We start from the raw sequence: 24,010 nt of genomic DNA on the forward strand, positions 1-24,010 counted from the left end.
CGGTCATGACACAGCCCCGCGTCGCGCTCGTCACCGGTGCCGCGCGGGGGATCGGCGCCGCCACGGTCCGCGCCCTCGTCGACGACGGCTGCCGCGTCGTCGCTGTCGATGCCTGCCTGGGTGCGGACCACGGACTGCCCGGTGTCGACCACGCCCTGGCGACGCACGACGACCTGGACCGGCTCGGGTCGTACGGCGACGCGATCGTCACGCACGTCGCCGACGTCCGCGACCCGGCTGGACTGAGCGCTGCGGCCGACCTCGCGATCGAACGCTGGGGGAGGCTGGACGTGGCCGTGGCCGGCGCCGCCGTGATGGCCGGAGGTCGGCCCGCGTGGGAGACGACGGCCGCCGAGCTCAAGACGCTGTGGGCGATCGACGTGCTCGGCGTGTGGAACACCGCCTTCGTCGCCGTACCCCACATGCTGGCGGGCCCGGACCCGGCAGGCTGCCGGTTCGTCGCGATCGCCTCCGCCGCGGGCAGCCGGGGGCTGTTCCACCTCACGGGCTACACCGCGGCCAAGCACGCGGTGATCGGGCTGGTGCGAGGTCTGGCGGCCGACCTGGTCGGCACCGGAGCCACCGCGGTGGCCGTCTCACCCGGAGCCACCCGCACCGCCATGCTCGACGCGACGGCTCGGCTCTACGGGCTCGAGGATCCGGCCGAGCTCGCCGACGACCAGCTCACCCGTCGCCTGCACGAGCCGGCCGAGGTGGCCGCAACGATCGCGCACTGCTGCTCCGCGGCGGGCGGACTGCTCAACGGCTCGGTCGTCGACCTCGGCAACTGATCGCGCATCTGGTTGTGCCTGCCCGATCGGGCAGGTCGACCCCCGCACAGTGAGGGGCGGAACCCATCGGGTCGGCCCCTAGGGTGAGGGCGTCCCACGGGTTCCCGGCCTGCTTACGTGGGACTACCGTGGAGCCGAACCGGGTGAGGAGGTCGTGTGGTGTCCGCACTCACCCCCTCACGTCCCCCGGATCCTCCCGCCCTGGCGAAGTTCCATGCGCCGGAGGTGGTGTTCGGCGCCGACTCGCTGGGGGAGGCAGGCTTTGCGGCCATCCGGCTCGGCGCGCGCCGGCCGTTCCTGGTCACGGACCCCGGCATCGTGGAGGCGGGCTGGCTGGCGACGCTGCTCACCCTGCTCAGGGCGGAGGGGCTCACGCCGGTGCTGTGGACCGACGTCACGCCCAATCCCAAGGACCACGAGGTGCGCCGGGCCTACGAGCTGTATGCCGAGAGCGAGTGCGACGTCATCATCGCGCTGGGCGGCGGCTCGGTGATCGATGCGGCCAAGGGCGTAGCGATCCTCTCCGGCAACGGCGGCGACATCCGCGACTACGCCGGCGTCGACCAGGTGACGCGACCCATCCCGCCGCTGCTGATGATCCCCACGACCTCCGGCACCGGCGCCGACGTGTCGCAGTTCTGCATCGTCACCGACACCGACCGGCACGTGAAGCTGACCATCATGGGCCGGGCCCTGGTGCCGGACGTCTCGATCACCGATCCGCGGTTGCTCACGACCATGCCCGAGGACCTCAACGCCGCCACCGGCCTGGACGCCCTCACCCACGGCATCGAGGCCTTCGTGTCGCTGGCGCACAACCCGCTCGCCGACACTCATGCGCTGAACGCCGTCGGCCTCGTCTGCGGCAACCTGCGCACGACGATCACCCAGCCGGCCGAGATGGCGGCGCGGGCGAAGATGGCGCAGGCCAGCCTGCAGGCGGGCCTGGCCTTCACCAACGCGATCCTCGGCGCCACGCACGCCATGAGCCATCAGGTCGGTGGTCTGCTGGACGCGCCGCACGGCGTGGTCAACGGCGTCCTGCTGCCGCACGTGATCCGCTACAACGCCCGTGCCAGCCCCGACCGCTTCATCGACCTGGCCCGGTCGGCGGGCATCGCCGTCTACGGCATGCCCGGCGAGGAGGCCGCCGAGCTCCTCGCCCAGCACGTCCGCCGTCTGGCCGACGACGTGGGCGTCCCGCGCGGGCTGCGAGAGCTCGGGGTGTCCGACACCGACATCGACACGATGGCGCACACCACGCTCGACGACGCGTGCCTGACCACCAACCCGCGCACGGCGTCCGAGGCCGAGATCCAGCAGCTGTTCAGGGACGCCCTGTGATGAGGTGCGCACCGTGACGACGCGGCCGAAGCCGTCTCCACCGGACCTGACCACCCTCACGGGGGTCAGGTCCGGCAAGGGCTCCTACTACCGCGCCTACGTCAACTCCGACGAGCGGATGCAACGCGCCGTACGCGCGATGGACTCGATCTCGCGAGCGCTGGTGCGCACCCATGAGGGGCCTCGCGGGCTGCTGGAGGAAGTGGTGCGGGCCGCGGCCGAGCACCTGCACGCAGAGTGGACGTTGCTGGCCCTGTCCGACGGGCACCTCAGGGGCGCCCGGCCCCGCTTCCTCGTGCTGGGTCCGGCCGACGGGCCGCACGGGCAGCCGACCGCGGACGACTCCGGCCTGCCCCTGATGGTGCAGCGTGAGCTGGGTGCGATCCGGGCCGGTCATGCGGTTCGCAGCCACGACGACGACCGGTGGGTGCGCGTGCCGATGACGCTCGAGGGGCGGCCCATCGGCTGCCTCGTGGGCCTGCACCAGCTTGCTGTGGACCCCGAGCCCGGCGACCTCTCGGTGCTGCGCATCCTCGCCAACCAGGCGGCGGTCTCACTGCACACGTCGGAGCAGTACCAGGCCAGCATGGCCCTGCACCGACGAGCCCAGCTCCTGCACGACGAGGCGCGCGCACACGAGCGCGATCTCGAGGTGCGCACCTCCGAGCTCCGGCTGGCTGAGAACCGGTTGGTGCTGGCGCACCAGCGTGAGCTCATCGACACCGAACGGCAGCGGATCGCTCGTGAGCTGCACGACTCCGTGGCGCAGTACGTCCTCTCGGCCGGCATGGCCGTCGAGGTGGCCCGCGGTGAGGCGGAGTCCCTGGGTGAGTCCGGGGTCGGCATCTCCCATCGACTCGGCACGGCCAAGGACCTGTCCCAGCAGGCGGTCGACCAGCTGCGGCGCGCGATCTATGCCCTGCACCGCACCCCGAGCGACACCGTGGTCGAGCTCCCCGAGCTGCTGCGCGAGGTGGCCGCCCACCACCGGCCCCAGCTCGTCGTTCAGGTCAGGGTCGAGGGCGAGGCCGTCCTGCTCCCCGCCGAGGCGGGGCACGAGGTGGCCAGGGCCGTCGGCGAGGCGATGTTCAACGTCGCCGTACACGCACAGGCGGAGCGGGCCGTGGTGCGTCTGCGCTATCGGCCCGACCAGGTGCTCGTCTCGGTCGCGGACGACGGGCGGGGCGACCCGAAGGAGCTGAGCCGGCTGCTGCGCCTGGAGCGTGGTCGATCCGGCGACGGGTCGCACCGCGGCCTCGCCAACATCGAGAGCCGCGTGGTCGAGCTGGGCGGCAGTGTCGCCTTCCGTCGCGCCCGCATCGGTGGAGTGCGCGTCGAGATGCGCATCCCACTTCCCCTCAAAGCGCCCGACCGGCCGGGCATCATCGACCACCTGGTCGCGACCGGGACGCGGCAGCCGGCCGACCTGACCCACCGAACAGAGGACCTTTCGTGACGACGCTGACACCACCCCAGCACGGCAACGACGTGGAAACGGTGCGGATTATGCTCGTCGACGACCACGCCATCGTTCGCCAGGGCCTGCGCTCGATCCTCGAGCGGGAGCGTGACCTGATCGTGGTCGCCGAGGCATCCACTCCCGACGAGGCGCTCACCGTGATCGGCCGCTCCGCGCCGCACATCGTGCTGCTCGACCTCAAGCTGTCGACCGCGTCGGACACCGAGGGACTCGACCTGTGCGCCGAGCTCACGAGTAGCCACCCCGCGATCGGGGTGCTGGTGCTGACCACCTTCCTCGACGAGCAGCTGGTGCTCAAGGCGATCCGCGCCGGTGCGCGCGGCTATGTCCTCAAGGACGTCGACACGTCCGGCCTCGTCCGGGCGATCCGCGACGTCAGCCGTGGCGAGAGCGCGTTCGACGCGCGGTCAGCGGCCGCGATGGTGCGCGGGCTCAACGCTCCGGACCCCGAGGAGTCCCAGCAGCTCACGGCCCGCGAGCGCGAGGTGCTGCGGCTGCTGGCCCGCGGGCTCTCCAACCGCGACATCGGCGTCAAGCTCTACATCTCCGAGACCACCGCGAAGTTCCACGTCGGCAACATCCTGCGCAAGCTGGGCGTCTCCCGGCGTGCCGAGGCCGTCTACGAAGCGACGAAGCTGGGACTCATCTAGACACAGGCTTGTCGATGACCAGCCAGCCGCCGTGGTGCTCGCTCACCTCGAACGGCAGACCCGTCGCGCGGCCCCACGCGGTGAGGTCGTCAAGGCTGATCGTGCGGACGTGGCCCCAGGTCTCGTCGGCCTCGTCCTCGAGGGGTACGGCGATGACGACCCGGCGTGCGGCCAGCCGCGTCGCCTCGGCGACCACGCGATCGCCGTGCTCGGCGTCGAGGTGCTCGAGCAGGTGGATGGCCAGCACCGTGTCGGCACTCGCGTCCGGTGCCGGGAAGTGCCCGGCGTCGGCCGCGACCGCGGTCAGGGGGATGCCGAGGCGCGGCGCCACGGCGGCGAGCAGCTGGCTGGTGCCGGGGGACAGGTCGCTGGCTGTCGTGCGCCGTCCGCCGGCCGCGATGCGCAGCGAGAGGAAGCCGAAGCAGCAGCCCAGCTCGAGCACGCTGCCGGCGGCGAGCAGCTGTTCGGCCCGGGCATAGATCGGCGCGTAGTCGGCGATGGTGCCGTGTCGGTCGGTGCCGGACTCGGGCCAGCGGCGGCCGTCGATGCGTTGCTCGATGCGCGCCATCGTGTTGCGGTAGAACAGCTCCCAGCTGTCGAGTGCCCCGGAGCGGGACGTGCGCACGGTGCCGGTGAAGATGCGCTCGAAGAGCTCGGGCCCTCGCAGCCAGCCGGGTCCGAAGAGCTCGTCCGCGAGTAGCCCGGCCAGGTCGTCGTCGACGAGCTCGGGCGGCACCCGGTGGCCGACGTGGAGCAGGTCGCCGTCGTTGTGTACGTCGAAGTGCTCGGTGCGGATGGTGTGCAGCGCGCGCCGCGGCGGGACCGGACCCTGCGCGCGGACCTCCACGACCTCGTCGACGTAGGCCCCGTCGACACACGCCTGGAGCGGGTCGATGGGGGCCGAGGTCGTGACCTCGGTCATCAGCCGACCCCTGACATCGACGTGGTGACCTGGTCGAGACCAGTCAGGTTGCGCACCACCTGGACGCGGCTGCAGTACTCCGCATACGCAGGGAGATCGCAGCGACCCAGTCCCCACGAATAGCGTGGTTCGGGCGTGAGCCACACGGTCTCTCGGGCCCGTCGGGTGATCTCCTCGAAGACCGACAGTCGCGGGTCGTTGCCATTGCCACGCCCGTCGCCGAGGACGATGACTGTCGTTCGGCGGGTGACGGCGGAGCCGAACTGCTCCAGGAAGGAATCGAACGCAGAGCCGTAGTCGGAGTCGGCATCGACGTCGAGCACCCCACCGGCCGGCAGCCCGGACATCACGAGCGAGAGCGCCTCCTCGGGATGGTGCTCGGCGAACAGGTCGGTGATCTCGACGAGGTCCTTGACGAACGCGAAGGTGCGCACCGAGGAGGCCAGCGACTGCAGGCTGTGCACGAGTTGCAGGGTGAAGCGCGCGGCCGATCGCACCGAGAGCGAGACGTCGCAGAGCACCAGCAGCTTGGGCCGGTCCTCCACCTTGCTGACGGTGACCGGACGGAACGGGACACCGTCGTACTTCATGTTGGCGCGCATCGTGCGGGCGCCGTCGACGACGCCGCGTGCGGCGGCCTTGCGTCGCGGGCGCGGCGCGCCACGCAGTGACCGGAGCAGGCGGCGCAAGGCCTCCTCGAGCTCGGCCCGCTCGTGCTCGTGGATCCGCTCGGCCTGGGCCGCCTGGATCTCACGTCTCTCGATCTCGTGCTCGACCGCCATCAGCTTCTCGAGGTGTTGCTTGAGGCGCTCGGGCAGCCCGACCAGGAACGGGGCGAGTGCCGCGCGCAGGGCTTCGAGGGTCGCGCCGCGGTCCTCGTCGTCATCAGGCAGCGCATCCTCGAGCCAGCTGAGCAGCGCCATCTCCTGGGCCACGGTGAGCTCGACGTCGAGCTCCATGCCGGGGCTGCGGACCAGGTCGCCGGGGGAGCCCGGGTTGTGCATCCGGTGCGTGGAGATCTGCACCCGGGCGGCCTCGCCGGCGCTGCCCTCGGTGTCGTTGGAGAGCACGATCTCGTCGGTCAGGGCAGCGATGTCGATCTTGTTCGCCTCCTGGTGGAGGTTGTACTGCTGCGCCATGTCCTCCGGCTTGAAGAACTCCTTGATGTCGTCGGGCTTGCCGTGGGAGTGCCCGTCCTCGGGGATGTCGCCGGGCTCGTCGGAGAGCGTGAACTGCTCGAGCTCGCCGTCATCGGTCAGGTCGTCGTGGCTGTGTCCGTGCTCGTCCTCGTCCTCGAAGACCGCTCGCAGCCCGAAGAACACGTCGAAGACGCGGTCGAAGGTGTCCAGGTCGCGGCGGTCCTTGATCAGGCTGACCATCAGCGCGGAGCGAAGTACCTCGCGCTCACCGAGCACGCCGGCCTGAGCGACCGCGTGCATGGCGTCGATCGCCTCCGCCGTACTCACCCGGACCCCGTTGAGGCGGAGGAACCGGATGAAGCGGTGGACTGCCCCCTCCACCGGATCAGACCGGACGCTTGCGAGCGGAGCGCGCGGCGAACGAGCGCTCGCCCTGGCTGGCCGTGACCGTCTTGACCGGGGGCGGCTCGTCGGGCTTCCCGGGACCGCCGTAGTTGTCGCCGTGGCGACCCGGCTTGTCCTTGGCGGCGCGGACCTCCTTGCCGTCCACGTCGGCGCCCCCGTCGCCGTGGCTGTGGTCGCCGTCGGCACCGTGCCCATGTCCGTGCCCGTGACCGTGGCCGTGGTCGTGCCTGCTCGGCACGGTCGCGTTCGGGTCGACGAGGGTGGGGATCGCGGCCAGTGCCTTCTTGAGGTCGCGTTCGTACTTCACGACCACGTTGATGGTCTGCGACAGCACATCGGCACTCAGCTCGCTGACCCCGAGCACGGCGAGCGTGCGGGCCCAGTCGATGGTCTCGGAGATGCTCGGTGCCTTGCGGAGCTCGAGCTCGCGCAGCCCGCGGACGATCTCGATGAGTCGGACGGCGAGCGCCTCGCTGAGCCCGGTGTCCTTGGAGTTGATGATCTCCAGCTCGCGCTGCGCCTCGGGATAGTCGAGGAACAGGTGCAGGCAGCGGCGCTTGAGCGCCGCGGACAGGTCGCGGGTGTTGTTGGAGGTGAGCACGACGTACGGCAGCTGCTTGGCCGTCACTGTGCCAACCTCGGGGATGGAGATCTGGAACTCCGACAACAGCTCGAGCAGCACGGCCTCGAGGGCCTCGTCGGCGCGGTCGACCTCGTCGATCAGCAGCACGACGGGCTCGTCGGAGTCGATCGCCTCCAGCAACGGGCGGGGCGCGAGGAAGCGCTCCGAGAAGAAGACGCTGTCCTGCTTGGCAATCCGCTCCACCGCCTCGCTGAGGTCGGCGGCGTCCTCGACGACCTGGCCGATCTTCTCGCGCAGGATCTGGGTGTAGAGCATCTGCTTGCCGTAGTCCCACTCGTAGAGGGCCTTGGTCTCGTCCTGGCCCTCGTAGCACTGCAGCCGGATCAGCCGCCGGCCGGTGACGGCGGCGAGGCTGGTCGCGAACTGGGTCTTGCCGACGCCGGCCGGGCCCTCGAGCAGGACCGGTTTGCCCAGGCGGGTTTGGAGGAACACCGTCGTGGCGAGCCGGTCGTCCGCGAGGTAGCCGGCTTCGCGGAACCGCTCCAGGGCATGTGCGACGTGGTCGAACTCGCCTTCGCCGGCGGCATTGCGCGGATCCGTGTTCACTGGCGCTCCCTCGAACGTGGTGGGGATGGGGTCCGGACCGGGCAGCACGGCGATCGCTGCCCGGTCCGGCGTACAGGGGTGAACCCGGCCTCAGGAAAGGAGGTCGTCCAGGTCACCGTTCATGCAGTGCTCGATGACGGGGCGAACCGTCTCGAAGGTGCACTCCTTGGCGTTGCCCGGGGTGCAGGCGTCGCCGAGGACGTGGTTGGTGATGCGGTCCACGTCCTCCTTGTCACCGGTGATCACCTTGGCGTTCTCGTAGAACTTCGTCGGGCCCTGGCCCAGCCGGTTCTTCGAGTAGCTGTCGGCGGTGATGTCGGTGAACTTCTCCGGGATGCCCACGTCGCGCAGCAACCGGATCGACGCGGCGAGCGCCGCGTCGGCTGCCTGCGGCTTGGTCATGCCGTGGGTGTCGATGCCCATCGCCTCGGCGATGTCGGCGAAGCGGCCGTAGGCCGCCGACATGTTGAACGCCCACACGCGGGGCAACGCGATGGCGTTGTTCAGCCCGTGGTGGGTGTCGTAGAACGCGCTCACCGCGTGCGACGTCGAGTGGATGATGCCGAGACCGCCGGAGTTGAACGCCTGGGCGGCGATGTACTGCGCGTACATCATGCCCTCGCGTCCTGCGAGGTCCTGGCCGTTCCACACCGCTGCCCGGAGGTGCTCCGACGTCAGCTTGATGGCGTGCAGTGCGTTGCCGAGCGACGGCTGGAAGTTGATCCGGGAGACGTACGGCTCACTGGCGTGCGCGAGCACGTCGAAGCCGCACTGCGCGGTGTAGTCGACCGGGCAGTCGAAGTAGAGCACCGGGTCGTCGATCGCCAGAGAGGTGACCGAGGCGTCGTCGAAGGCGACGTACTTGTGCGGGTTGTCCGGGTCGGTCGTGGTGTCGGTGATGACGTAGGCCCACGAGGTCTCCGAACCGGTTCCGGCCGTGGTGGAGACCGCGATGTGCGGCGGGTTCTTCGGGTTCTCGGACATGTTGAAGCCCTCGAACTCGTTCACGTTGCGACCGTCGTGGGCCACCGAGACACGAGCGCCCTTGCAGGCGTCGTGGGACGAACCGCCACCGATGGAGACGAATGAGTCGCACTCGTTCTCCTGGTACATCGCCACGGAGTCCATGACGTTGTAGTCCTTCGGGTTGGACTCGACCTTGTCGTAGACCACGACCTCGAGGCCGTGGTACTTCATCGACTCGACGATCTTGTGCACGATGTCGGTGCCGCGCAGGCCCGATGTCATGACCAACGTCTTGCGGAAGCCGAGCTTGAGTGCCTCAGGCCCGATCATCTCGTGCGCGCCGGGTCCCATCAGGGCCCGCGGGAACGGGTGGAACTCCTTGATGGGGAACGGTTTGAGCAGTTCGTCGACCTGCATGGATGACCTCCTGGGGCGGGTATCTGATGGCTCCGGACGCTAGGTCCGGCAGGAGGCCGCGGCCAGACGAGGATCCGCATACGGGTCGGTGGGGCAGGGGCCGACCTGACCGTCAGGGCAGGTGCGGCCCACTGGCTGACGGGTGTGCGGAGCCAAGCGCGCTCCTAGCGTGGAAGTCGCTCCACCAACGCCATTCGCCACACCTCGTCACAGGAGGAACGTCATGACCGACCCCACCCAGAACACCGCCGCCGCTCCCACGCTCACGGACACCGAGGCCGACACCGCACCCCTCGCCGAGGGGGAGCTCGTCGAAGAGGTCTCCATCGACGGCATGTGCGGCGTCTACTGATGCTGGCCGGCGACGACTGGCGGCTGAGCCCGTCGGTGTCGTTGCGACCCGAGCCCTTCGGGGCCCTGGTCTATGACTTCTCGACACGGCGGCTCAGCTTCCTCAAGACCCTGCGCCTCCTCGATGTCGTCCGGCGCCTGGACGGCGCGACCGAGGTCGAGGCGGCCATGCGCGCGGCCGGCGTCGACGACGTCGAGTGGCAGGGCTACCTGAGCGCGCTCGACGAGCTCGCTGCAACCGGTGTCCTCTGCAAGGAGGCGTCATGACTGCGACCGCGCTGGCGCCGCCGCCACGCGTGGGCCGGCTGGTCGACCAGTTCGAGCTCGGCCTGGACGCGCCGATCTGCCTCACCTGGGAGCTGACCTACGCCTGCAACCTCGCGTGCCTGCACTGCCTGTCATCGTCGGGCCGGCGCGACCCCGACGAGCTGGACACGGAGGACGCCAAGGCGCTCATCCGCGAGTTCGAGCGGATGCAGATCTTCTACGTCAACATCGGCGGCGGTGAGCCGACGGTGCGCCCCGACTTCTGGGAGCTCCTCGACTACGCGGTCGAGCACCACGTGGGCGTCAAGTTCTCGACCAACGGCTTCCGGATCACCAAGGAGCGGGCCGAGAAGCTGGCAGCGACGGACTACATCGACGTACAGATCTCGCTCGACGGCGCGACTGCCGAGGTCAACGACGCGGTCCGCGGCCAGGGCACCTACGACGCCGCCATGAAGGCACTCGCCAACCTCCAGGCGGCCGGGATGACGGACTTCAAGATCTCGGTGGTGTGCACCCGCCACAACATCGACCAGCTCGACGAGTTCAAGGCGATCGCGGACAGCTACGGCGCCCAGCTGCGGTTGACGCGGCTGCGGCCGTCGGGTCGCGGTGCGGACGTATGGGACGAGCTGCACCCGCTGCCGCACCAGCAGCGCCAGCTCTACGACTGGCTGGTCCTCAACGGCGAGAAGGTGCTCACCGGCGACTCCTTCTTCCACCTTGCGGCGTACGGCGATCCGCTGCCCGGCCTCAACCTGTGCGGCGCCGGCCGCGTGGTCTGCCTGGTGGACCCGGTCGGGGACGTCTACGCGTGCCCGTTCGCGATCCACGACAGGTTCAAGGCCGGCAACATCCGTGACCTCGGCTTCGACCACGTCTGGAAGCACGCGCCGCTCTTCGAGGAGCTGCGCAGCCCGCAGACCGGCGGTGCCTGCGCGAAGTGCTCGGCCTACGACAGCTGTCGCGGTGGTTGCATGGCGGCCAAGTTCTTCACCGGGTTGCCGTTGGACGGCCCCGACCCGGAGTGCGTCAAGGGCAACGCCGAGGAGGCACTGGCGAGCCTGGACCGTGGTCAGCTGCCGGGATCGAGCCAGGACCACTCCCACACCGGCACGGTGCGCAACGCACCCGTCGGGCTCACGCTCGGAGCGACCCGGACGCGCCCGACGAGCGCGTGCGACGAGAGTCCGGTCGCGGGGATGGTCTGAGATGGGTGCGAGCTCGGCCGGCGAGCCCAGTCGACGCCTCGGCCTCGGCGGGGCGCGCTGGCCCACGATCGAGGGCGACCCGCCGCTGGTGCTCGTGCCCATCGGATCGCTCGAGCAGCACGGGCCGCACCTCCCGCTGGCCACGGACTCGATGCTCGCGTGTGCGGCGACCCGCGAGGTCGCCGTACGACTGGATGCTGCGGGTGTGCGCGTGCTGGTCGCGCCTGCTCTGGCCTATGGCGCCAGCGGCGAGCACGAGGACTTCCCCGGGACCATCTCGATCGGCCACGAGGCGCTCTACCTGCTGCTGGTCGAGCTCGGCAGGTCGGCCTGCCGGTGGGCCACGGGCCTGGTGTTCGTCAACGGCCACGGCGGCAACGTGCCCACGGTGGTGAGCGCCGTGAGCACCCTCCGCGACGAGGGTCGGCCAGCCGCCTGGACCGGGTTCGGGGTGCTGGGCGGTGACGCGCACGCCGGCCGCACGGAGACGTCGCTGCTGCGCAACCTGGCCCCGTGGACCGTGCGCATGGACCTCGCGGAGGCGGGGCCCACCGAGCCCATCGACCAGCTGATGCCGCGGTTGCGGAGTGTCGGAGTGCGCACCGTGTCGCCCAATGGAGTCCTGGGCGACCCGGCCGGGAGCTGTCCCGGGGAGGGCCGACGACTCTTCGAGGTGCTGGTCAACCGGCTGTACCGCGAGCTGACGGATCTCGACGTCGGCAGCGACGGCAGGCTGCGACGGCCCGAGCGCAGCAGGGTCGGCTCGTGAACCTGCCGGCCGGCTTCGGCGTCCGCCTCTCGTCGCGGACGAAGGTCTGCGACGGCGGCCGGTCTCTGGTGGGCGGCAGCCGTGGTTCGGTGCTCTACCTCAGCGAGGTGGCCGCCGACCTGCTCCACGGGGGATCGGTCCTGCGGACGCAGACGGGCGACGCCGCCACGCTGGCCAGGTCGCTGTTGGACCGCGGGTTCGCGGACCCGTGGTGGCCGGAGCCGGCCGGGCCCGACAGCGACGCCGTCGACGTCACGGTCGTGGTGCCGGTGCGGGACCTGGCGCACGACCTGACCTCGTTGCTCTCGTCGCTGCCGCCGTCGGTGCCGGTCGTGGTGGTCGACGACGGGTCGCGCGATCCCGAGCCCGTGGCCGAGGTCGCTCGTGCGTACGGCGCCGCGCTGGTCGTCCACGACGTCAACCGCGGCCCCGCGGCCGCCCGCAACTCCGGCCTGCGGCACGTGAGCACGCCATTCGTCGCCTTCTGTGACTCCGACATCGTCCCCGACCCCGGCTGGCTGGCGACCCTGCGCCGACATCTCGACGATCCCGCGCTGGCGATGGTGGCGCCGCGTGTGCTGGGTCCCGAGCGGCGCCCCGGCGACAGCTGGGTCGAGCGCTACGAACAGGCGCGGTCCTCCCTGGATCTCGGCCCGGAGGCGGCAGCCGTGCGCCAGCAGGGCACCGTTGCCTACCTGCCGAGTGCCTGCGTGGTGGCACGCGTCGCCGTGCTCGCCCGGCTCGGGTCCGGCCCCTTCGACGAGGCGTTGCGTTGCGGCGAGGACGTCGACCTGGTGTGGCGGCTGCTCGCCACGGGCGCAGGGGTGCGCTACGAGCCGGCGGCCACCGTGCGGCACCGGCATCGCGTGAGGCTGGGGGAGTGGCTGGGGCGCAAGGCCTTCTACGGCACGTCCGCGGCACCGCTGGCGCAGCGCCACGGGTCGGCGGTCGCCCCCCTCGTGATCTCGCCCTGGTCGGCGGTGTTCGCGGCCGCCCTGCTCGCCCAGCGCCGCTGGTCCGTCCCGGTGGCGCTCGCCTCGGCTGCCGTCGCCACCGCCGGGACCTCGCGACGGCTCGTCCGTAGTGAGCGGCCCGTTCGGGCGGCGGCGATCCTCACGCTGGAGGGCAGTGTCGCCGTGCTGTGGCAGACCGGAGCCGCGCTGACCCGCCACTACTGGCCGCTCGCGGTCCTGGCCGCGACCCGCTCACAGCGCGCCCGGCGCGCCCTGGTCGTGGCCGCGGTGGTCGACGGAGTGGTCGACCGGCGACGGGTCGGGGCGGACCTGGACCCGATCCGCTACGTGGTGGCTCGACGGCTGGACGACCTGGCCTACGGGGCCGGTGTCTGGCTCGGCGCTGCACGGGCGCGTTCCCTGCTCGCGTTGCGCCCCGACGTACGCCTGACTCGTCGCCGATGAGGGCGTTGCAACCACTTCGCAACCTGGGACGCGAGAGAGTGGCGATCGAACTTCGGAGAGGTGACGGATGACCGTGTCCACTGAGCCCATGAGTCGCGACGGCATGCGCGCGGAGGTGGCAGATTCCTGGCACCTGTCTGCCGCGGCGGGGGTGGACGCCGCGAGCGTCCAGGTGCCGATCACGCTCGACGGAGCCGACCTGCGCGACCACCGTGAGGCGCACCCGCTCGCCCAGGTTTTCCCGCTGCTCGACGACGTGCTCGGCCAGGCCGCGCGCGACTGCGGCGCGATCATGGCCGTCTCCGACGCGGCTGGCCAGCTGCTCTGGGTGTGCGGTTCGCCCTCGACCCTGCGCGAGGCCGAGAAGATCGCCTTCGTCGAGGGGTCCAACTGGGACGAACGGCTCGCCGGCACCAACGCTCCCGGTCTCGCGCTGCGGCTGGGCCAGCCGGTCCAGGTGCGCCGGTCCGAGCACTTCCGGCACTCCGTGCAGCAGTGGAGCTGTGCGGCCTCCCCGATCCACGACCCGACGTCCAGCACCCTGCTCGGGGTCCTCGACATCACCGGCAACGACGACATCGCGGTGCCGCAGACGATGGCGATGGTGCGAGCGGCGGCCCGGATGGCCGAGGCGGAGCTCGCCCGTGACCTGCTCACGCGCGCCGCCCGGCCGCTCGAGTCCAAGGCGGGGCCGCACGTCGTGGTCGAGCTGCTCGGACGCCACGAGGCGCTGCTCACGATCGATGCGCGCCACTCGCTGCGGCTCTCCCCGCGCCACAGCGAGATCCTGCTCCTGCTCGCCTCGGCCCCGCACGGGCTCTCCGGCGACGAGCTCGCCGTCCTGGTCTACGAGGACGACGGCGCGTCCTCCACCCTGCGCGCCGAGCTCAACCGGCTGCGCAACCTCCTCGGCGACGACCTGCTCGCCTCCCGCCCCTACCGGCTCGGCGCCCGGGTCGCCGGCGACTGGCTGGCGCTCGAGGCGCAGCTGGCGGCAGGCGACGTACGCCGAGCGCTTCGCGACTATCGCGGCCCGATCCTTCCGCGGTCGACCGCGCCCGGTGTCGTCCGGCTTCGCGACCAGCTCCACCACTCCCTGCGTGCCGCGGTGCTGGCGAGCAAGGAACCCGACCTGATGTCGACGTGGACGCGCTCACGGTGGGGTGCGGACGACTACGACATGTGGGTGGCGCAGCGTGACGCCATGGGCGCCGTGTCGCCGATGCGTTCGCTGGTCGACGGGCAGCTCGCGCGCCTCGACCGCGACCTGGCCTGAGGGTGAGCCTGAGGTTCGCAACGTTCATGCAACGTGCCCGCTCCTAGCGTGACGGTCGTCACACACTCCCTCACTCTCTGGAGCAACACATGACTGTCTACGCCCAGCCCGGAACCGACGGTTCGGACATCGAGGTCAAGAGCCGCTACGGCCACTACATCGGCGGCGAGTGGGTCGACCCGATCAAGGGCGGCTACTTCGAGAACATCTCCCCGGTCAACGGCAAGCCCTTCACCGAGGTCGCCCGCGGCACCGCCGAGGACATCGAGGCTGCCATCGACGCAGCCTGGAACGCCGCCGACGCCTGGGGTCGTACGTCGAGCACCGAGCGCTCCAACGTCCTGCTCAAGATCGCCGACCGGATGGAGGCGAACCTCGAGTCCCTCGCTGTGATCGAGACGTGGGACAACGGCAAGGCCGTGCGCGAGACGCTCAACGCGGACATGCCGCTGGCCATCGACCACTTCCGCTACTTCGCCGGTGCCCTGCGCGCCCAGGAGGGCGGCATCTCCGAGATCGACGAGAACACGATCGCCTACCACTTCCACGAGCCGCTGGGCGTCGTCGGTCAGATCATCCCGTGGAACTTCCCGATCCTGATGGCGGTCTGGAAGCTCGCGCCCGCCCTCGCCGCCGGCAACGCGGTGGTGCTCAAGCCCGCCGAGCAGACGCCGTGGTCGATCCTCAAGCTGATGGAGCTGATCGGCGACCTGCTGCCCGCGGGCGTGCTCAACGTCGTCAACGGCTTCGGCGTCGAGGCCGGCAAGCCGCTGGCCAGCAACAGCCGCATCCGCAAGATCGCCTTCACCGGCGAGACCACGACCGGGCGCCTGATCATGCAGTACGCCTCGGAGAACATCATCCCGGTCACGCTCGAGCTCGGCGGCAAGAGCCCGAACATCTTCTTCGACGACGTCGCGGCCGAGAAGGACGCCTTCTACGACAAGGCGCTCGAAGGCTTCACGATGTTCGCGCTCAACCAGGGCGAGGTCTGCACGTGTCCGTCGCGCGCGCTCGTGCAGCGCTCGATGTACTCCGACTTCGTGCCGGACGCGATCGCGCGGGTCGAGGCCATCACCCAGGGCAACCCGCTCGACGTCAGCACGATGATGGGCGCCCAGGCCTCCAACGACCAGCTCGAGAAGATCCTGTCCTACCTCGACATCGGCAAGCAGGAGGGCGCCAAGGTGCTCACCGGCGGCGAGCGCAACGTCCTCGAGGGCGACCTGGCCGAGGGCTACTACGTCCAGCCGACCGTCTTCGAGGGTGACAACTCGATGCGGATCTTCCAGGAGGAGATCTTCGGCCCGGTCGTCTCGCTGACCAGCTTCGACGACGAGGCCGACGCTCTCAAGATCGCCAACGACACGTTGTACGGCCTCGGTGCCGGCCTGTGGACCCGCGACGGCTCGCGTGCCTTCCGCGCCGGCAAGGCGATCCAGGCCGGGCGTGTCTGGACCAACTGCTACCACGCCTACCCCGCGCACGCGGCGTTCGGCGGATACAAGCAGTCGGGCATCGGCCGCGAGAACCACAAGATGATGCTCGACCACTACCAGCAGACCAAGAACCTCTTGGTCTCCTACAGCCCCGACAAGCTCGGGTTCTTCTGATCGAGGACGCGGAGCGGACTCGATCGTTGGTGGTTGAGCAGCGAGCGCGGCTGAGGCACGAAGCCGCGACCGAGCGTGTCGAAACCCGGTGAGAGGCGAAACATGAGTTCCATCGAGCGCGTAGCGGTCACCGGTGAGGCGGCGGAAATGATCCGCCGCCTCACCGAGGCGCACGGTCCCGTCATGTTCCACCAGTCCGGCGGTTGCTGCGACGGCTCGTCCCCGATGTGCTACCCCGACGGCGAGTTCCGCACCGGCGACTCCGACATCCATCTGGGCGACCTCGATGTCGGCCTCGAGCGCGACGTGCCGATGTGGATGTCGAAGTCGCAGTTCGAGTACTGGAGCCACACCCACCTGACCGTCGACGTGGTCAAGGGGCGCGGGGCCGGCTTCTCCCTCGAGGCTCCCGAAGGGGTGCGGTTCCTGATCAGGTCGCGGCTGATGTCGGACGAGGAGCACGCTGATCTCGAACGGCCGTGACCTGGGGCGCGAATGGGCTGACCTGTAGGCCGGGTTCTGTCCGCACCGGCCGAAACCGGGGCGGGGCGACCATCCATCTACGAGAGCCGTTGCCGACTCCCTCCAGCGATCTACCCGTGCACTCGGGCGGGCCGCCCTCGAACGCACACTGTCTGATCTTGCTCCGGGTGGGGTTTACCTAGCTGTACCGGTCGCCCGGTGCACTGGTGGGCTCTTACCCCACCGTTTCACCCTTACCGCTCGGTGCCGAAGCACCGAGTGGCGGTCTGTTTTCTGTGGCACTGTCCCGCGGGTTGCCCCGGATGGCCGTTAACCATCACCCTGCCCTGTGGAGCCCGGACCTTCCTCGGCCCACCGCACGTTGCCGTGTGGCGGAACGCGGTCGCCCGGCCAGCCCATTCGCGTGGCCAGTGTGTCAGATTTTCACCAGCACCCGCGCGAGCGGGGCGCCGCGCAGTGCTGGGGAGGACGCCGGGTCGCTCCACACGCGCTGCTCCAGGAAGCTCCTGAAGGCCCGGGCGGCTGCCGCGTCCGCGAAGTCGAGGTCGACCACGACGTAGGCCGGGTCCTCCTCGGGCTGGAGGATCCGCTCCGCCAGCACGCCCGCCTGGCGGCGGTGCTCGGCGAAGCGGGAGAAGGCGGCTGACCACGTCGCCAGGTCGCTGATCGGGTGCTCGATGTGCAGGGTCGCTGTCATGCCTCGACGCTAGGGACTGCGCTGCCGCGCCGTCATACCAGGAATCTGGTGATCTCCGGGGGCGCCTGCGAGGGATAGCGTGAGCGCGTGGACCGGGCTCTCGAACGTGCTCTGGACACGGTGGAGCGCGGGACCAGCCTGGGGCGCGAGCGCCGGGTCGCGATCCTCGCTGCGGTACGCCGAGCGGTGCCGTTCGACGCCTATGCGTGGGTCGTCACGGACCCGGCGACCGGTGTCGGGGCGGACCCCCTGGCGGAGGTCCCGGACCCCTCCCGGCTCCCCGCCCTGATCCGGAGCAAGTACCTCAGCCGCTGCAACCACTGGCGGACCATGCCCCGCCCGGTGAGCACGTGGACCGGGTGCGACGACGAGCGGAACGATCCGTGGGTGTCGATGCTGGCGTCGTACGGCGTCACGGACGTCGCCTCGATCGTGCTCGAGGACCGGTACGGCCTCTGGGCGTTCGCCGACCTGTGGCGGACGGGCGGCAGCTTCCGCGAGGAGGAGGTGGGCGCCCTGACCGCGAGCGCGGCCAGGCTGACCCGCATGGCCAGGGAGCTCTCGGCCCAGGGCTTCGTGCCGGGTGCCGGGCCGGGGCCGGAGGGGCCGGCGGTCCTCATCCTCGACCGCTCGCTGGTCGTGCAGCGGACGACGCCCGCGACCGAGGAGTTCCTGGCTCGCCTGCTGCCCGGCGCGGGGCGACCCGTGCCGGCTGCGGCCTACAACGTGGCCGCGCAGCTGCTCGCGCGCGCAGCCGGCGACCTCGCACCCGCTCGTGCCCGGGTGCACCTGGGGGAGGGATGCTGGTTGACCCTCGAGGCGGCGTGGTTCGACACGGGCATCGCCGTCACGATCTCGAGGACCACCCCGGAGGACCGGATCGAGCTCTTCACCAGGAGCCACGGCTTCTCCCAGCAGGAGTCCCGGGTGCTCGACCAGCTGGCGGTGGGCCACGACACCCGGGAGGTCGCGCACGCGTTGTCCATCGCCGAGTCGACGGTGCAGGAGCACCTGAAGTCGATCTTCCTCAAGACCGGCGTCCGCAGCCGCGCCGCACTCGTCGCGCGTGCGGTGGGAACGCCCGTCAGGGGTTCGTGAGCACCTCGGCGCCGTCGGCGGTGACGAGGAGGGTGTGCTCGAACTGCGCGCTCCGCCTCAGGTCACGCGTCACGACGGTCCACTCGTCGTCCCACATCGTCCACTCGTGGGTGCCGAGGTTGAGCATCGGCTCGATCGTGAACGTCATCCCGACCTGGATCTCCTCCGCGTGGTAGTCGGAGTCGAAGTGCGGGATGACCAGGCCGGAGTGGAAGCTGGTGCCGATGCCGTGCCCGGTGAAGTCCCGCACCACGCCGTACCCGAAGCGGGCGGCGTAGGCCTCGATGACGCGACCGATGACGTTGACGCGTCGTCCGGGCTTGACGGCCTTGATCGCGCGGTCGAGGGACTCCTTGGTGCGCTGCACCAGCAACTGCGACTCCTCGTCCACGTCGCCGGCGAGGAAGGTGGCGTTGGTGTCGCCGTGCACGCCGTTGAGGAAGGCGGTGATGTCGATGTTCACGATGTCGCCGTCCTGCACGACCGTGCTGTCCGGGATGCCGTGGCAGATGACCTCGTTGATGCTGGAGCACAGCGACTTGGGGAAGCCGCGGTAGCCGAGGGTCGAGGGATAGGCGCCGTGGTCGCAGAGGAACTCGTGGCCGAGGCGGTCGAGCTCGTCGGTGGTGATCCCGGGCGCCACTGCCGCGCCCACGAGCTCGCGGGCCTGCGCGGCCAGGCGAGAGGCGATCCGCATCTTCTCGATCGTCTCCGCGTCCTTGACCTCCGAACCGGTGAACGGGGCCGGGGCAGGCTTGTCGACGTATTCCGGGCGGACGATGCCCGCCGGCACTGCTCGACGCGGGGAGATGACGGCGGGGGCTACTGGACTCACGTCGGCGAGTGTAGTTTCTCCTGCATGAGTGACAGCGAGTACTGGTTCTGCCTCACCCACCGCGCCGTCGAAGGTGAAGACGGATGCCGCAACCAGGACCGTCTCGGGCCCTACGCGTCGGCTGAAGAAGCCGGCCGTGCCCTGGACAAGGTCGAGGAGCGCAACGAGGAGTGGGACAACGACCCCGCGTGGAACGACGACGGTCCGGGGTCCGGCGACGGCATGACCGACGGGACCCCGGACAACTGACGTCGGTTACTTCTTCGACTTCTTCTTGCTGGACTTGACCTTCTTGGTCTTGGCGCCCGACTTGTCCTTGCCCTTGCCGGTCGCCTTGGCAGCCTGGTCGACGACGGCCTGAGTCGCCGCGGCGGCCTTGCGCGAGTTCTTCTCCACGGTGGCGCTCACGTCGGTGATCGCCTTGCGGACCTCGTCGGCGATCCGGGTCGCGACGTCGCGCGCGACGCGCTCGGCGGTGTCCTGGGCGATCTTCTGCACGGCGACCGCGGAGTCGACTGCCTGAGCGCCGACGGCCGTGGCGCGGCCGACGGGCGTACGCCGCTTGGTGCTCGCCGGGGGAGTGGCGGCTGCGACCTTGGTGGGCGCGGCGGCGGGGGCTGCCTTCTTGGCCGGTGCCTTCTTCGCGGGCGCCTTGGCCGCGGCGCTGGTCTTCTTGGCGGGCGCCTTGGCCGCCGGAGCCGACTTCTTGGCCGGGGCGGACTTCTTCGCGGCGGCGGTCGTGGTCTTGGCGGTGCTGGTCTTCTTGGCGGGCGCCTTCACCGCCGGAGCCGACTTCTTGGCCGGGGCGGACTTCTTCGCGGCGGCGGTCGTGGTCTTCGCGGTGCTCGCCTTCTTCGCGGGGGCCTTCTTGGCCGGTGCCTTCTTGGCCGTCGGAGTGGCCGCCGACGTCTTCGCCGGCGCCTTCGCGACCGGGGCCTTCTCCGCTGCCGGAGACGTGGTCGCCGGGCTGCTGGTGGCGGGGGCCGCCGGGGTCGCCGTCGTGGCGCTGGTGGTGGTCGGGGTCTCACTCATGGGTGCTTCTCCTCAGAACCGTGGATGGCTGAGCCTTGATCCTGCCCGGGTGCCCACACGATGTCACTCGTGTACGGTGCGCCGCGTGTCACACCAGCAGCCGCTCGAGCCGTCCCCCGGGCGTCGTGACGACGCCTCTCCGTGGGCCTTCGCCGGGATGATCGGACTGGCCTCGGCCTTCTTCCTGTTCGCCGCGACGCCCACGGTCGTCAAGGTGCCGTGGTGGGTCGTCGCGCTGCTGATGGTGGTCTGGGCGGTCGCGCTGGTGCAGGGATGTCGCTGGTTCGTCCGCCGCCCCGTGGCCGTGCTCGTGCTGGCTGTCGTGCTCGGGATCGGCTGGTTCGCCGTCGTGATGGCGGGCGCGCGCTGGCTCGGCTGGACCTCTGCCTGAGGTCTCACCGGGGCGACACGCGCAGGATCCGGTCGTTGCTCCCGTTGCTGGTCGTCACCAGCAGGTCGCCGTCGGGCAACGACGTCACGGACCGCAGTCGCCCGTAGCGCCGCATGACCTCGGGCGTGCTCACGTCGACCTGCCTGAGTCCTGCGTCGAAGCGGATGAGCAGCAGCCGCTCGCCGGCGAGCGCGGCGACGGCCAGCGCCTCGCCGTACGCCCCCCAACTCGAGCCTGTGGTCCAGGCCGCTCCGGACGTGGCGATCGTGGGGGTGCCCGAGGTCCAGATGGCCTCGGTCTGCGCGCCGGGCAGGGACTGGTCGGTCATCGGCACGCTCTCGTCGTAGCCCGGACCGGGGTTCCAGCCGAAGTCGGCGCCGGGGGAGAGCGCGTTGACCTCGTCGTCACGGAAGGAGCCGTGCTCGACGCTCACCACCGCGCCGTCGGAGGGCCGCTGGGCCAGGCCCTGCACGTTGCGATGGCCGTAGGTGAACACCAGCCGCTGGCGGCGGTCGGGCGCGTCGGCGTACGGGTTGTCGGCCATCGCCGCACCGGTGCTGCGATGCACCCGCAGCACCTTGCCTCCGAGCGAGGACAGGTTGCGGGGGTTGGCCGGGTCGGCGGCATCACCGGTGCCGACGAAGAGCGCGCGAGAGCCGGTATCTAGGAGCAGCCGGCAGCCACCGTGGCGACCGCTCGTCGTCGGCAGCCCGGTCAGCACGTGCCGGACCAGCCGCGCACGCCGTACGTCGCCATCGAGCCGCCACAGGGAGACCCGGATGTCGTGCCGGCCCCCGGACCGCCAGCCCTGGCACGTCCAGAAGCGGCGGGTCTGCTCGAACCGCGGATCGACCGCCATCGACATGAGGCCCGTCTCGCCCGACACCCACACGCGTCTGCTCGGGAAGCGGACCGTCCGCCGTCTCCCGTCCCGCACGACGCTGAGGCGGGCCCGGTCACGTTCGGTGACCAGCAGGTCGCCGTTGCCGATCGGCTGGACGTCCCACGGGTTCTCGAGCCCGGCGACGACCGTGCGGACCCGTAGCTGCGGGTCAGTGCTGGCGCTGACCCGCAGGCGGTCCGCGGCAGGAGCGGGGGACAGCGCGGTGAGGGCGCCGAGGCCGAGGAGGCCGGACAGCACGAGAGCGGCGTGGCGTGACGACATTGCGACACGCTACGCCGCCCCGAGGTGCGCGTCTCGAGACCTAGAAGGTGTGCTCCGGGCCGGGGAAGGCGCCCGAGCGCACGTCGTCGGCATAGGCCTTGGCACCCTCGAGGAGCACGGTGTGCACGTCGGCGTACTGCTTGACGAACTTGGCCATGCGACCGGTGCGCAGTCCGAAGGCGTCCTGCCAGACGAGCACCTGGCCGTCGCAGCCGTTGCCGGCACCGATCCCGATGGTGGGGATGGTGAGCTCCTTGGAGATGCGCTCGGCGACGTCACCGGGGACCATCTCCATCACGACGGCGAACGCGCCCGCGTCCTGCACGGCGTGCGCGTCGGCGATGATCCGGTCGCTGCTCTCGCCGCGGCCCTGGACGCGGTAGCCGCCGAGGGTGTGCTCGGACTGGGGGGTGAAGCCGATGTGGGCCATGACCGGGATGCCGCCCTGGACGCACTTGGTGATGACGGGCGCCATCTCGGCGCCGCCCTCGAGCTTGACGCAGTGGGCGCCGGCTTCCTTCATGAAGCGCACGGCGGTGAGGTAACCCTGCTCGGGCGAGGCCTGGTAGCTGCCGAAGGGCAGGTCGCCGACGACCATCGCGCGGGTGACGCTGCGGGCCACGGCGCGGGTCAGGGGGAGCAGCTCGTCGACCGTCACCGGCAGGGAGGTCTCGTTGCCGTAGACGTTGTTGGACGCGGAGTCGCCGACCAGGAGGAGCTCGATGCCGGCCTCGTCGAAGGTCTGCGCGGTGTACATGTCGTAGGCCGTGAGCATGGTGATCTTCTCGCCACGCTCCTTCATCTCCCGGAGGTGATGGGTGCGGATCTTCTTGATCGGCGCGGGCGCAGCGGCCTGCGCGTCTGCGGGCTTGCTGCCGGCGCCGTACGGCGCGGTCTCTTCGGTCATGGGTGATCTCTCCTCCGGACATCTCGCGGCTCCCGGTCGGAGTCCACGGACGTGGTCAGGCTAGACCCCGGGATGGTCTGCGCGCTGTGGCCGTGGTCACGGTCGCGCGCTGACGTGGATGGTCTCAGCGGCTCGCATGCTGGGGATCGACGAACGCGAGATAGTCCGCAGGCGGCGCGTTCTCGGCGTAGTCGTCTCCCTCGCTGACGGTGCCGAGGTTGCCCATGCTGATGTTGAGCCCGGTCGCCTCGCCCTTCAGGAGGGAGGCGCCCACCAGGACGACGATCTCGCCCTTGTCGCCCCGGACCCGCCGTTGCTCATCGTCGGTCTCCACGGCGTAGCCGTGGTGCGCGAGCACGGCCGCGGACGCCGCGAGCGAATCAGTCGTCGAGGCAGCCGTGTCGACGATGCCGCCCGACGCGGTGTAGTCCCAGATGCCGAAGCCGCCGCGCTCGTAGTACGTCGCCTGCATCCCGCCGAGCCGCCCCCCGACGGCATCCATGAGGTCGGGCAACAGACGTGCTGCTTCGGTGTCCATCTCCGCCTTGAAGGTCTCGGCCTCGCTCGGCTCGTCGGCGGAGTCCCTGCCGCTGCAGGTTGCCGCCAGTGCGGCAACGAGCACCGCGACCAGCAACCCGACCAGCGGGTTGATCCTGGGGCGCGGCTTCACTTCAGGTAGTCCAGATAGTCCTCGGCGGGGGCGCTCTCTGCGAAGTCGTCGCCCTCGCTGATGGTGGCGGCGCTGCTCATCGACAGGTTGAGCGATGCGACACCCTTGTCGTCACCGGGAAATGCTGAGTCGACGAGGACGCTGATGTTGCCCTTGCTGGCCCGGAGCCGCACCTTCTCCTTGTCGGTCTCCACCGTGAATCCGTGGTCCTCGAGCGCACGCGAACCAGCGGCCAGAGCCTGGTCGTCGGTGCCCGGCAGGGCGTAGACGGTGCCCTTCGCGGTGTAGTCCCAGATGCCGAAGCCGCCGCGCTCGTGGAACGTCGCCTGCATGCCGTTCAGCTGACCGCCGAACGCTGTCATCAGGTCGGGCAACAGGCTCGCCGCCTCCGCGTCCATCTCCTTCTTGAAGGTCTTCGCATCGGGCATGTCGTCTCCGGAGTCCGTCGCACCGGGGCTGGTGCAGGCAGCGGCGAACGCCACGAGGAGGACGACGAGCAGGATCCGAGTCATGCGGCTCACCCT

At 70.4% G+C, this 24,010-nt stretch carries 26 protein-coding genes and 1 other RNA gene; 15 read left to right on the plus strand and 12 right to left on the minus strand.

Translation table 11 applies throughout. The features are described 5' to 3' along the window. The first annotated feature begins 5 nt into the window (after positions 1-5). From C9J87_RS14440 to C9J87_RS14455, 4 genes are all read left to right on the plus strand, one after another. Positions 6-791 carry a mycofactocin-coupled SDR family oxidoreductase gene (locus tag C9J87_RS14440; RefSeq protein WP_107705859.1) on the plus strand — a complete coding sequence of 262 codons (786 nt, stop codon included), beginning with the start codon at positions 6-8 and terminating at the stop codon, positions 789-791. A gap of 159 nt (positions 792-950) precedes the next feature. Continuing rightward, on the plus strand, positions 951-2,135 hold the full coding sequence (locus tag C9J87_RS14445) for an iron-containing alcohol dehydrogenase (protein WP_232820063.1): 1,185 nt from the start codon (positions 951-953) through the stop codon (positions 2,133-2,135). A 13-nt stretch (positions 2,136-2,148) separates the two neighbouring features. Beyond that, on the plus strand, positions 2,149-3,591 hold the full coding sequence (locus C9J87_RS14450) for a MadS family sensor histidine kinase (protein ID WP_232820064.1): 1,443 nt from the start codon (positions 2,149-2,151) through the stop codon (positions 3,589-3,591). Continuing rightward, the gene (locus tag C9J87_RS14455) at positions 3,588-4,265 is read left to right on the plus strand and encodes a MadR family response regulator transcription factor (protein ID WP_269801744.1); all 678 of its coding nucleotides are present in this window, start codon (positions 3,588-3,590) and stop codon (positions 4,263-4,265) included. Before C9J87_RS14450 ends, C9J87_RS14455 begins: the two co-directional genes overlap by 4 nt. Here C9J87_RS14455 and mftM read toward each other — a convergent pair. The 4 genes from mftM to mdo all read right to left on the minus strand — a co-directional run bounded on the left by mftM (position 4,258) and on the right by mdo (position 9,303). Next, a complete protein-coding gene (gene mftM, locus C9J87_RS14460; protein WP_107705862.1) occupies positions 4,258-5,187 on the minus strand; it encodes a mycofactocin oligosaccharide methyltransferase MftM in 930 nt (309 codons plus the stop codon). The two genes, C9J87_RS14455 and mftM, sit on opposite strands and share 8 nt — an antisense overlap. Then, complete coding sequence (locus C9J87_RS14465) at positions 5,187-6,707, minus strand: VWA domain-containing protein (protein ID WP_107705863.1); 1,521 nt, start codon at positions 6,705-6,707, stop codon at positions 5,187-5,189. The genes mftM and C9J87_RS14465 overlap by 1 nt, the downstream gene beginning before the upstream one ends. A 4-nt stretch (positions 6,708-6,711) precedes the next feature. Continuing rightward, complete coding sequence (locus C9J87_RS14470; RefSeq protein ID WP_232820065.1) at positions 6,712-7,920, minus strand: AAA family ATPase; 1,209 nt, start codon at positions 7,918-7,920, stop codon at positions 6,712-6,714. Positions 7,921-8,010: 90 nt separating this feature from the next. After that, a complete protein-coding gene (gene mdo, locus C9J87_RS14475) occupies positions 8,011-9,303 on the minus strand; it encodes an NDMA-dependent methanol dehydrogenase (RefSeq protein ID WP_107705864.1) in 1,293 nt (430 codons plus the stop codon). Positions 9,304-9,526: 223 nt separating this feature from the next. Here mdo and mftA point away from each other — a divergent pair, with 223 nt between their 5' ends. The 8 genes from mftA (at position 9,527) to C9J87_RS14515 (ending at position 16,691) form a co-directional block, all read left to right on the plus strand. Next, positions 9,527-9,655, plus strand: coding sequence for a mycofactocin precursor MftA (gene mftA / locus C9J87_RS14480; protein WP_107705865.1), 129 nt, complete (start codon positions 9,527-9,529; stop codon positions 9,653-9,655). Beyond that, entirely contained in the window at positions 9,655-9,921 is a 267-nt protein-coding gene (gene mftB, locus C9J87_RS14485; protein WP_107705866.1) for a mycofactocin biosynthesis chaperone MftB, read from the plus strand. The genes mftA and mftB overlap by 1 nt, the downstream gene beginning before the upstream one ends. Then, positions 9,918-11,132 (plus strand): mycofactocin radical SAM maturase, encoded by a 1,215-nt coding sequence (gene mftC, locus C9J87_RS14490; RefSeq protein ID WP_107705867.1) that lies wholly within the window; start codon positions 9,918-9,920, stop codon positions 11,130-11,132. The genes mftB and mftC overlap by 4 nt, the downstream gene beginning before the upstream one ends. Position 11,133: 1 nt before the next feature. Continuing rightward, positions 11,134-11,901: a mycofactocin biosynthesis peptidyl-dipeptidase MftE gene (gene mftE / locus C9J87_RS14495; RefSeq protein WP_107705868.1), complete on the plus strand. Its 768-nt coding sequence runs from the start codon at positions 11,134-11,136 to the stop codon at positions 11,899-11,901. Beyond that, positions 11,898-13,319, plus strand: a complete 1,422-nt coding sequence (gene mftF / locus C9J87_RS14500) for a mycofactocin biosynthesis glycosyltransferase MftF (protein WP_107705869.1) — start codon at positions 11,898-11,900, stop codon at positions 13,317-13,319. The genes mftE and mftF overlap by 4 nt, the downstream gene beginning before the upstream one ends. An 88-nt stretch (positions 13,320-13,407) precedes the next feature. Further along, a complete protein-coding gene (locus tag C9J87_RS14505) occupies positions 13,408-14,595 on the plus strand; it encodes a GAF domain-containing protein (RefSeq protein ID WP_107705936.1) in 1,188 nt (395 codons plus the stop codon). An 89-nt stretch (positions 14,596-14,684) separates the two neighbouring features. Further along, entirely contained in the window at positions 14,685-16,208 is a 1,524-nt protein-coding gene (gene exaC / locus C9J87_RS14510) for an acetaldehyde dehydrogenase ExaC (RefSeq protein WP_107705870.1), read from the plus strand. Between the two features lie 102 nt (positions 16,209-16,310). Continuing rightward, positions 16,311-16,691, plus strand: a complete 381-nt coding sequence (locus C9J87_RS14515) for a DUF779 domain-containing protein (RefSeq protein WP_107705871.1) — start codon at positions 16,311-16,313, stop codon at positions 16,689-16,691. 9 nt (positions 16,692-16,700) lie between these two features. Here the strand turns inward: C9J87_RS14515 and rnpB are convergent. Then, an RNA gene (gene rnpB / locus C9J87_RS14520) (RNase P RNA component class A) lies at positions 16,701-17,089 on the minus strand. A gap of 17 nt (positions 17,090-17,106) precedes the next feature. Beyond that, entirely contained in the window at positions 17,107-17,388 is a 282-nt protein-coding gene (locus C9J87_RS14525; RefSeq protein WP_107705872.1) for a hypothetical protein, read from the minus strand. 87 nt (positions 17,389-17,475) lie between these two features. Between C9J87_RS14525 and C9J87_RS14530 the strand changes: the two genes are divergently transcribed. Next, positions 17,476-18,486 (plus strand): helix-turn-helix transcriptional regulator, encoded by a 1,011-nt coding sequence (locus tag C9J87_RS14530; protein ID WP_198652369.1) that lies wholly within the window; start codon positions 17,476-17,478, stop codon positions 18,484-18,486. Here C9J87_RS14530 and map read toward each other — a convergent pair. After that, entirely contained in the window at positions 18,473-19,321 is an 849-nt protein-coding gene (gene map / locus C9J87_RS14535) for a type I methionyl aminopeptidase (RefSeq protein ID WP_107705873.1), read from the minus strand. The two genes, C9J87_RS14530 and map, sit on opposite strands and share 14 nt — an antisense overlap. Before the next feature lie 24 nt (positions 19,322-19,345). Between map and C9J87_RS14540 the strand changes: the two genes are divergently transcribed. After that, positions 19,346-19,570, plus strand: a complete 225-nt coding sequence (locus C9J87_RS14540; protein ID WP_036490334.1) for a hypothetical protein — start codon at positions 19,346-19,348, stop codon at positions 19,568-19,570. 6 nt (positions 19,571-19,576) lie between these two features. Here the strand turns inward: C9J87_RS14540 and C9J87_RS20030 are convergent, their stop codons facing one another. Further along, positions 19,577-20,353: a hypothetical protein gene (locus C9J87_RS20030; protein WP_198652370.1), complete on the minus strand. Its 777-nt coding sequence runs from the start codon at positions 20,351-20,353 to the stop codon at positions 19,577-19,579. A gap of 85 nt (positions 20,354-20,438) precedes the next feature. Between C9J87_RS20030 and C9J87_RS14550 the strand changes: the two genes are divergently transcribed. Further along, positions 20,439-20,744, plus strand: a complete 306-nt coding sequence (locus C9J87_RS14550) for a hypothetical protein (protein WP_107705874.1) — start codon at positions 20,439-20,441, stop codon at positions 20,742-20,744. A 4-nt stretch (positions 20,745-20,748) separates the two neighbouring features. Here the strand turns inward: C9J87_RS14550 and C9J87_RS14555 are convergent, their stop codons facing one another. The 4 genes from C9J87_RS14555 to C9J87_RS20035 all read right to left on the minus strand — a co-directional run bounded on the left by C9J87_RS14555 (position 20,749) and on the right by C9J87_RS20035 (position 23,998). Next, complete coding sequence (locus tag C9J87_RS14555; protein WP_107705875.1) at positions 20,749-21,909, minus strand: PQQ-dependent sugar dehydrogenase; 1,161 nt, start codon at positions 21,907-21,909, stop codon at positions 20,749-20,751. Between the two features lie 40 nt (positions 21,910-21,949). Next, complete coding sequence (gene panB, locus C9J87_RS14560; protein ID WP_107705876.1) at positions 21,950-22,816, minus strand: 3-methyl-2-oxobutanoate hydroxymethyltransferase; 867 nt, start codon at positions 22,814-22,816, stop codon at positions 21,950-21,952. A 124-nt stretch (positions 22,817-22,940) separates the two neighbouring features. After that, positions 22,941-23,486, minus strand: a complete 546-nt coding sequence (locus tag C9J87_RS14565) for a hypothetical protein (protein ID WP_107705877.1) — start codon at positions 23,484-23,486, stop codon at positions 22,941-22,943. Continuing rightward, positions 23,483-23,998: a hypothetical protein gene (locus tag C9J87_RS20035; RefSeq protein ID WP_198652371.1), complete on the minus strand. Its 516-nt coding sequence runs from the start codon at positions 23,996-23,998 to the stop codon at positions 23,483-23,485. Before C9J87_RS20035 ends, C9J87_RS14565 begins: the two co-directional genes overlap by 4 nt. Positions 23,999-24,010: the final 12 nt, after the last annotated feature.

The organism is Nocardioides allogilvus (assembly GCF_003047285.1).
Classification (GTDB): Bacteria; Actinomycetota; Actinomycetes; order Propionibacteriales; family Nocardioidaceae; genus Nocardioides; species Nocardioides allogilvus.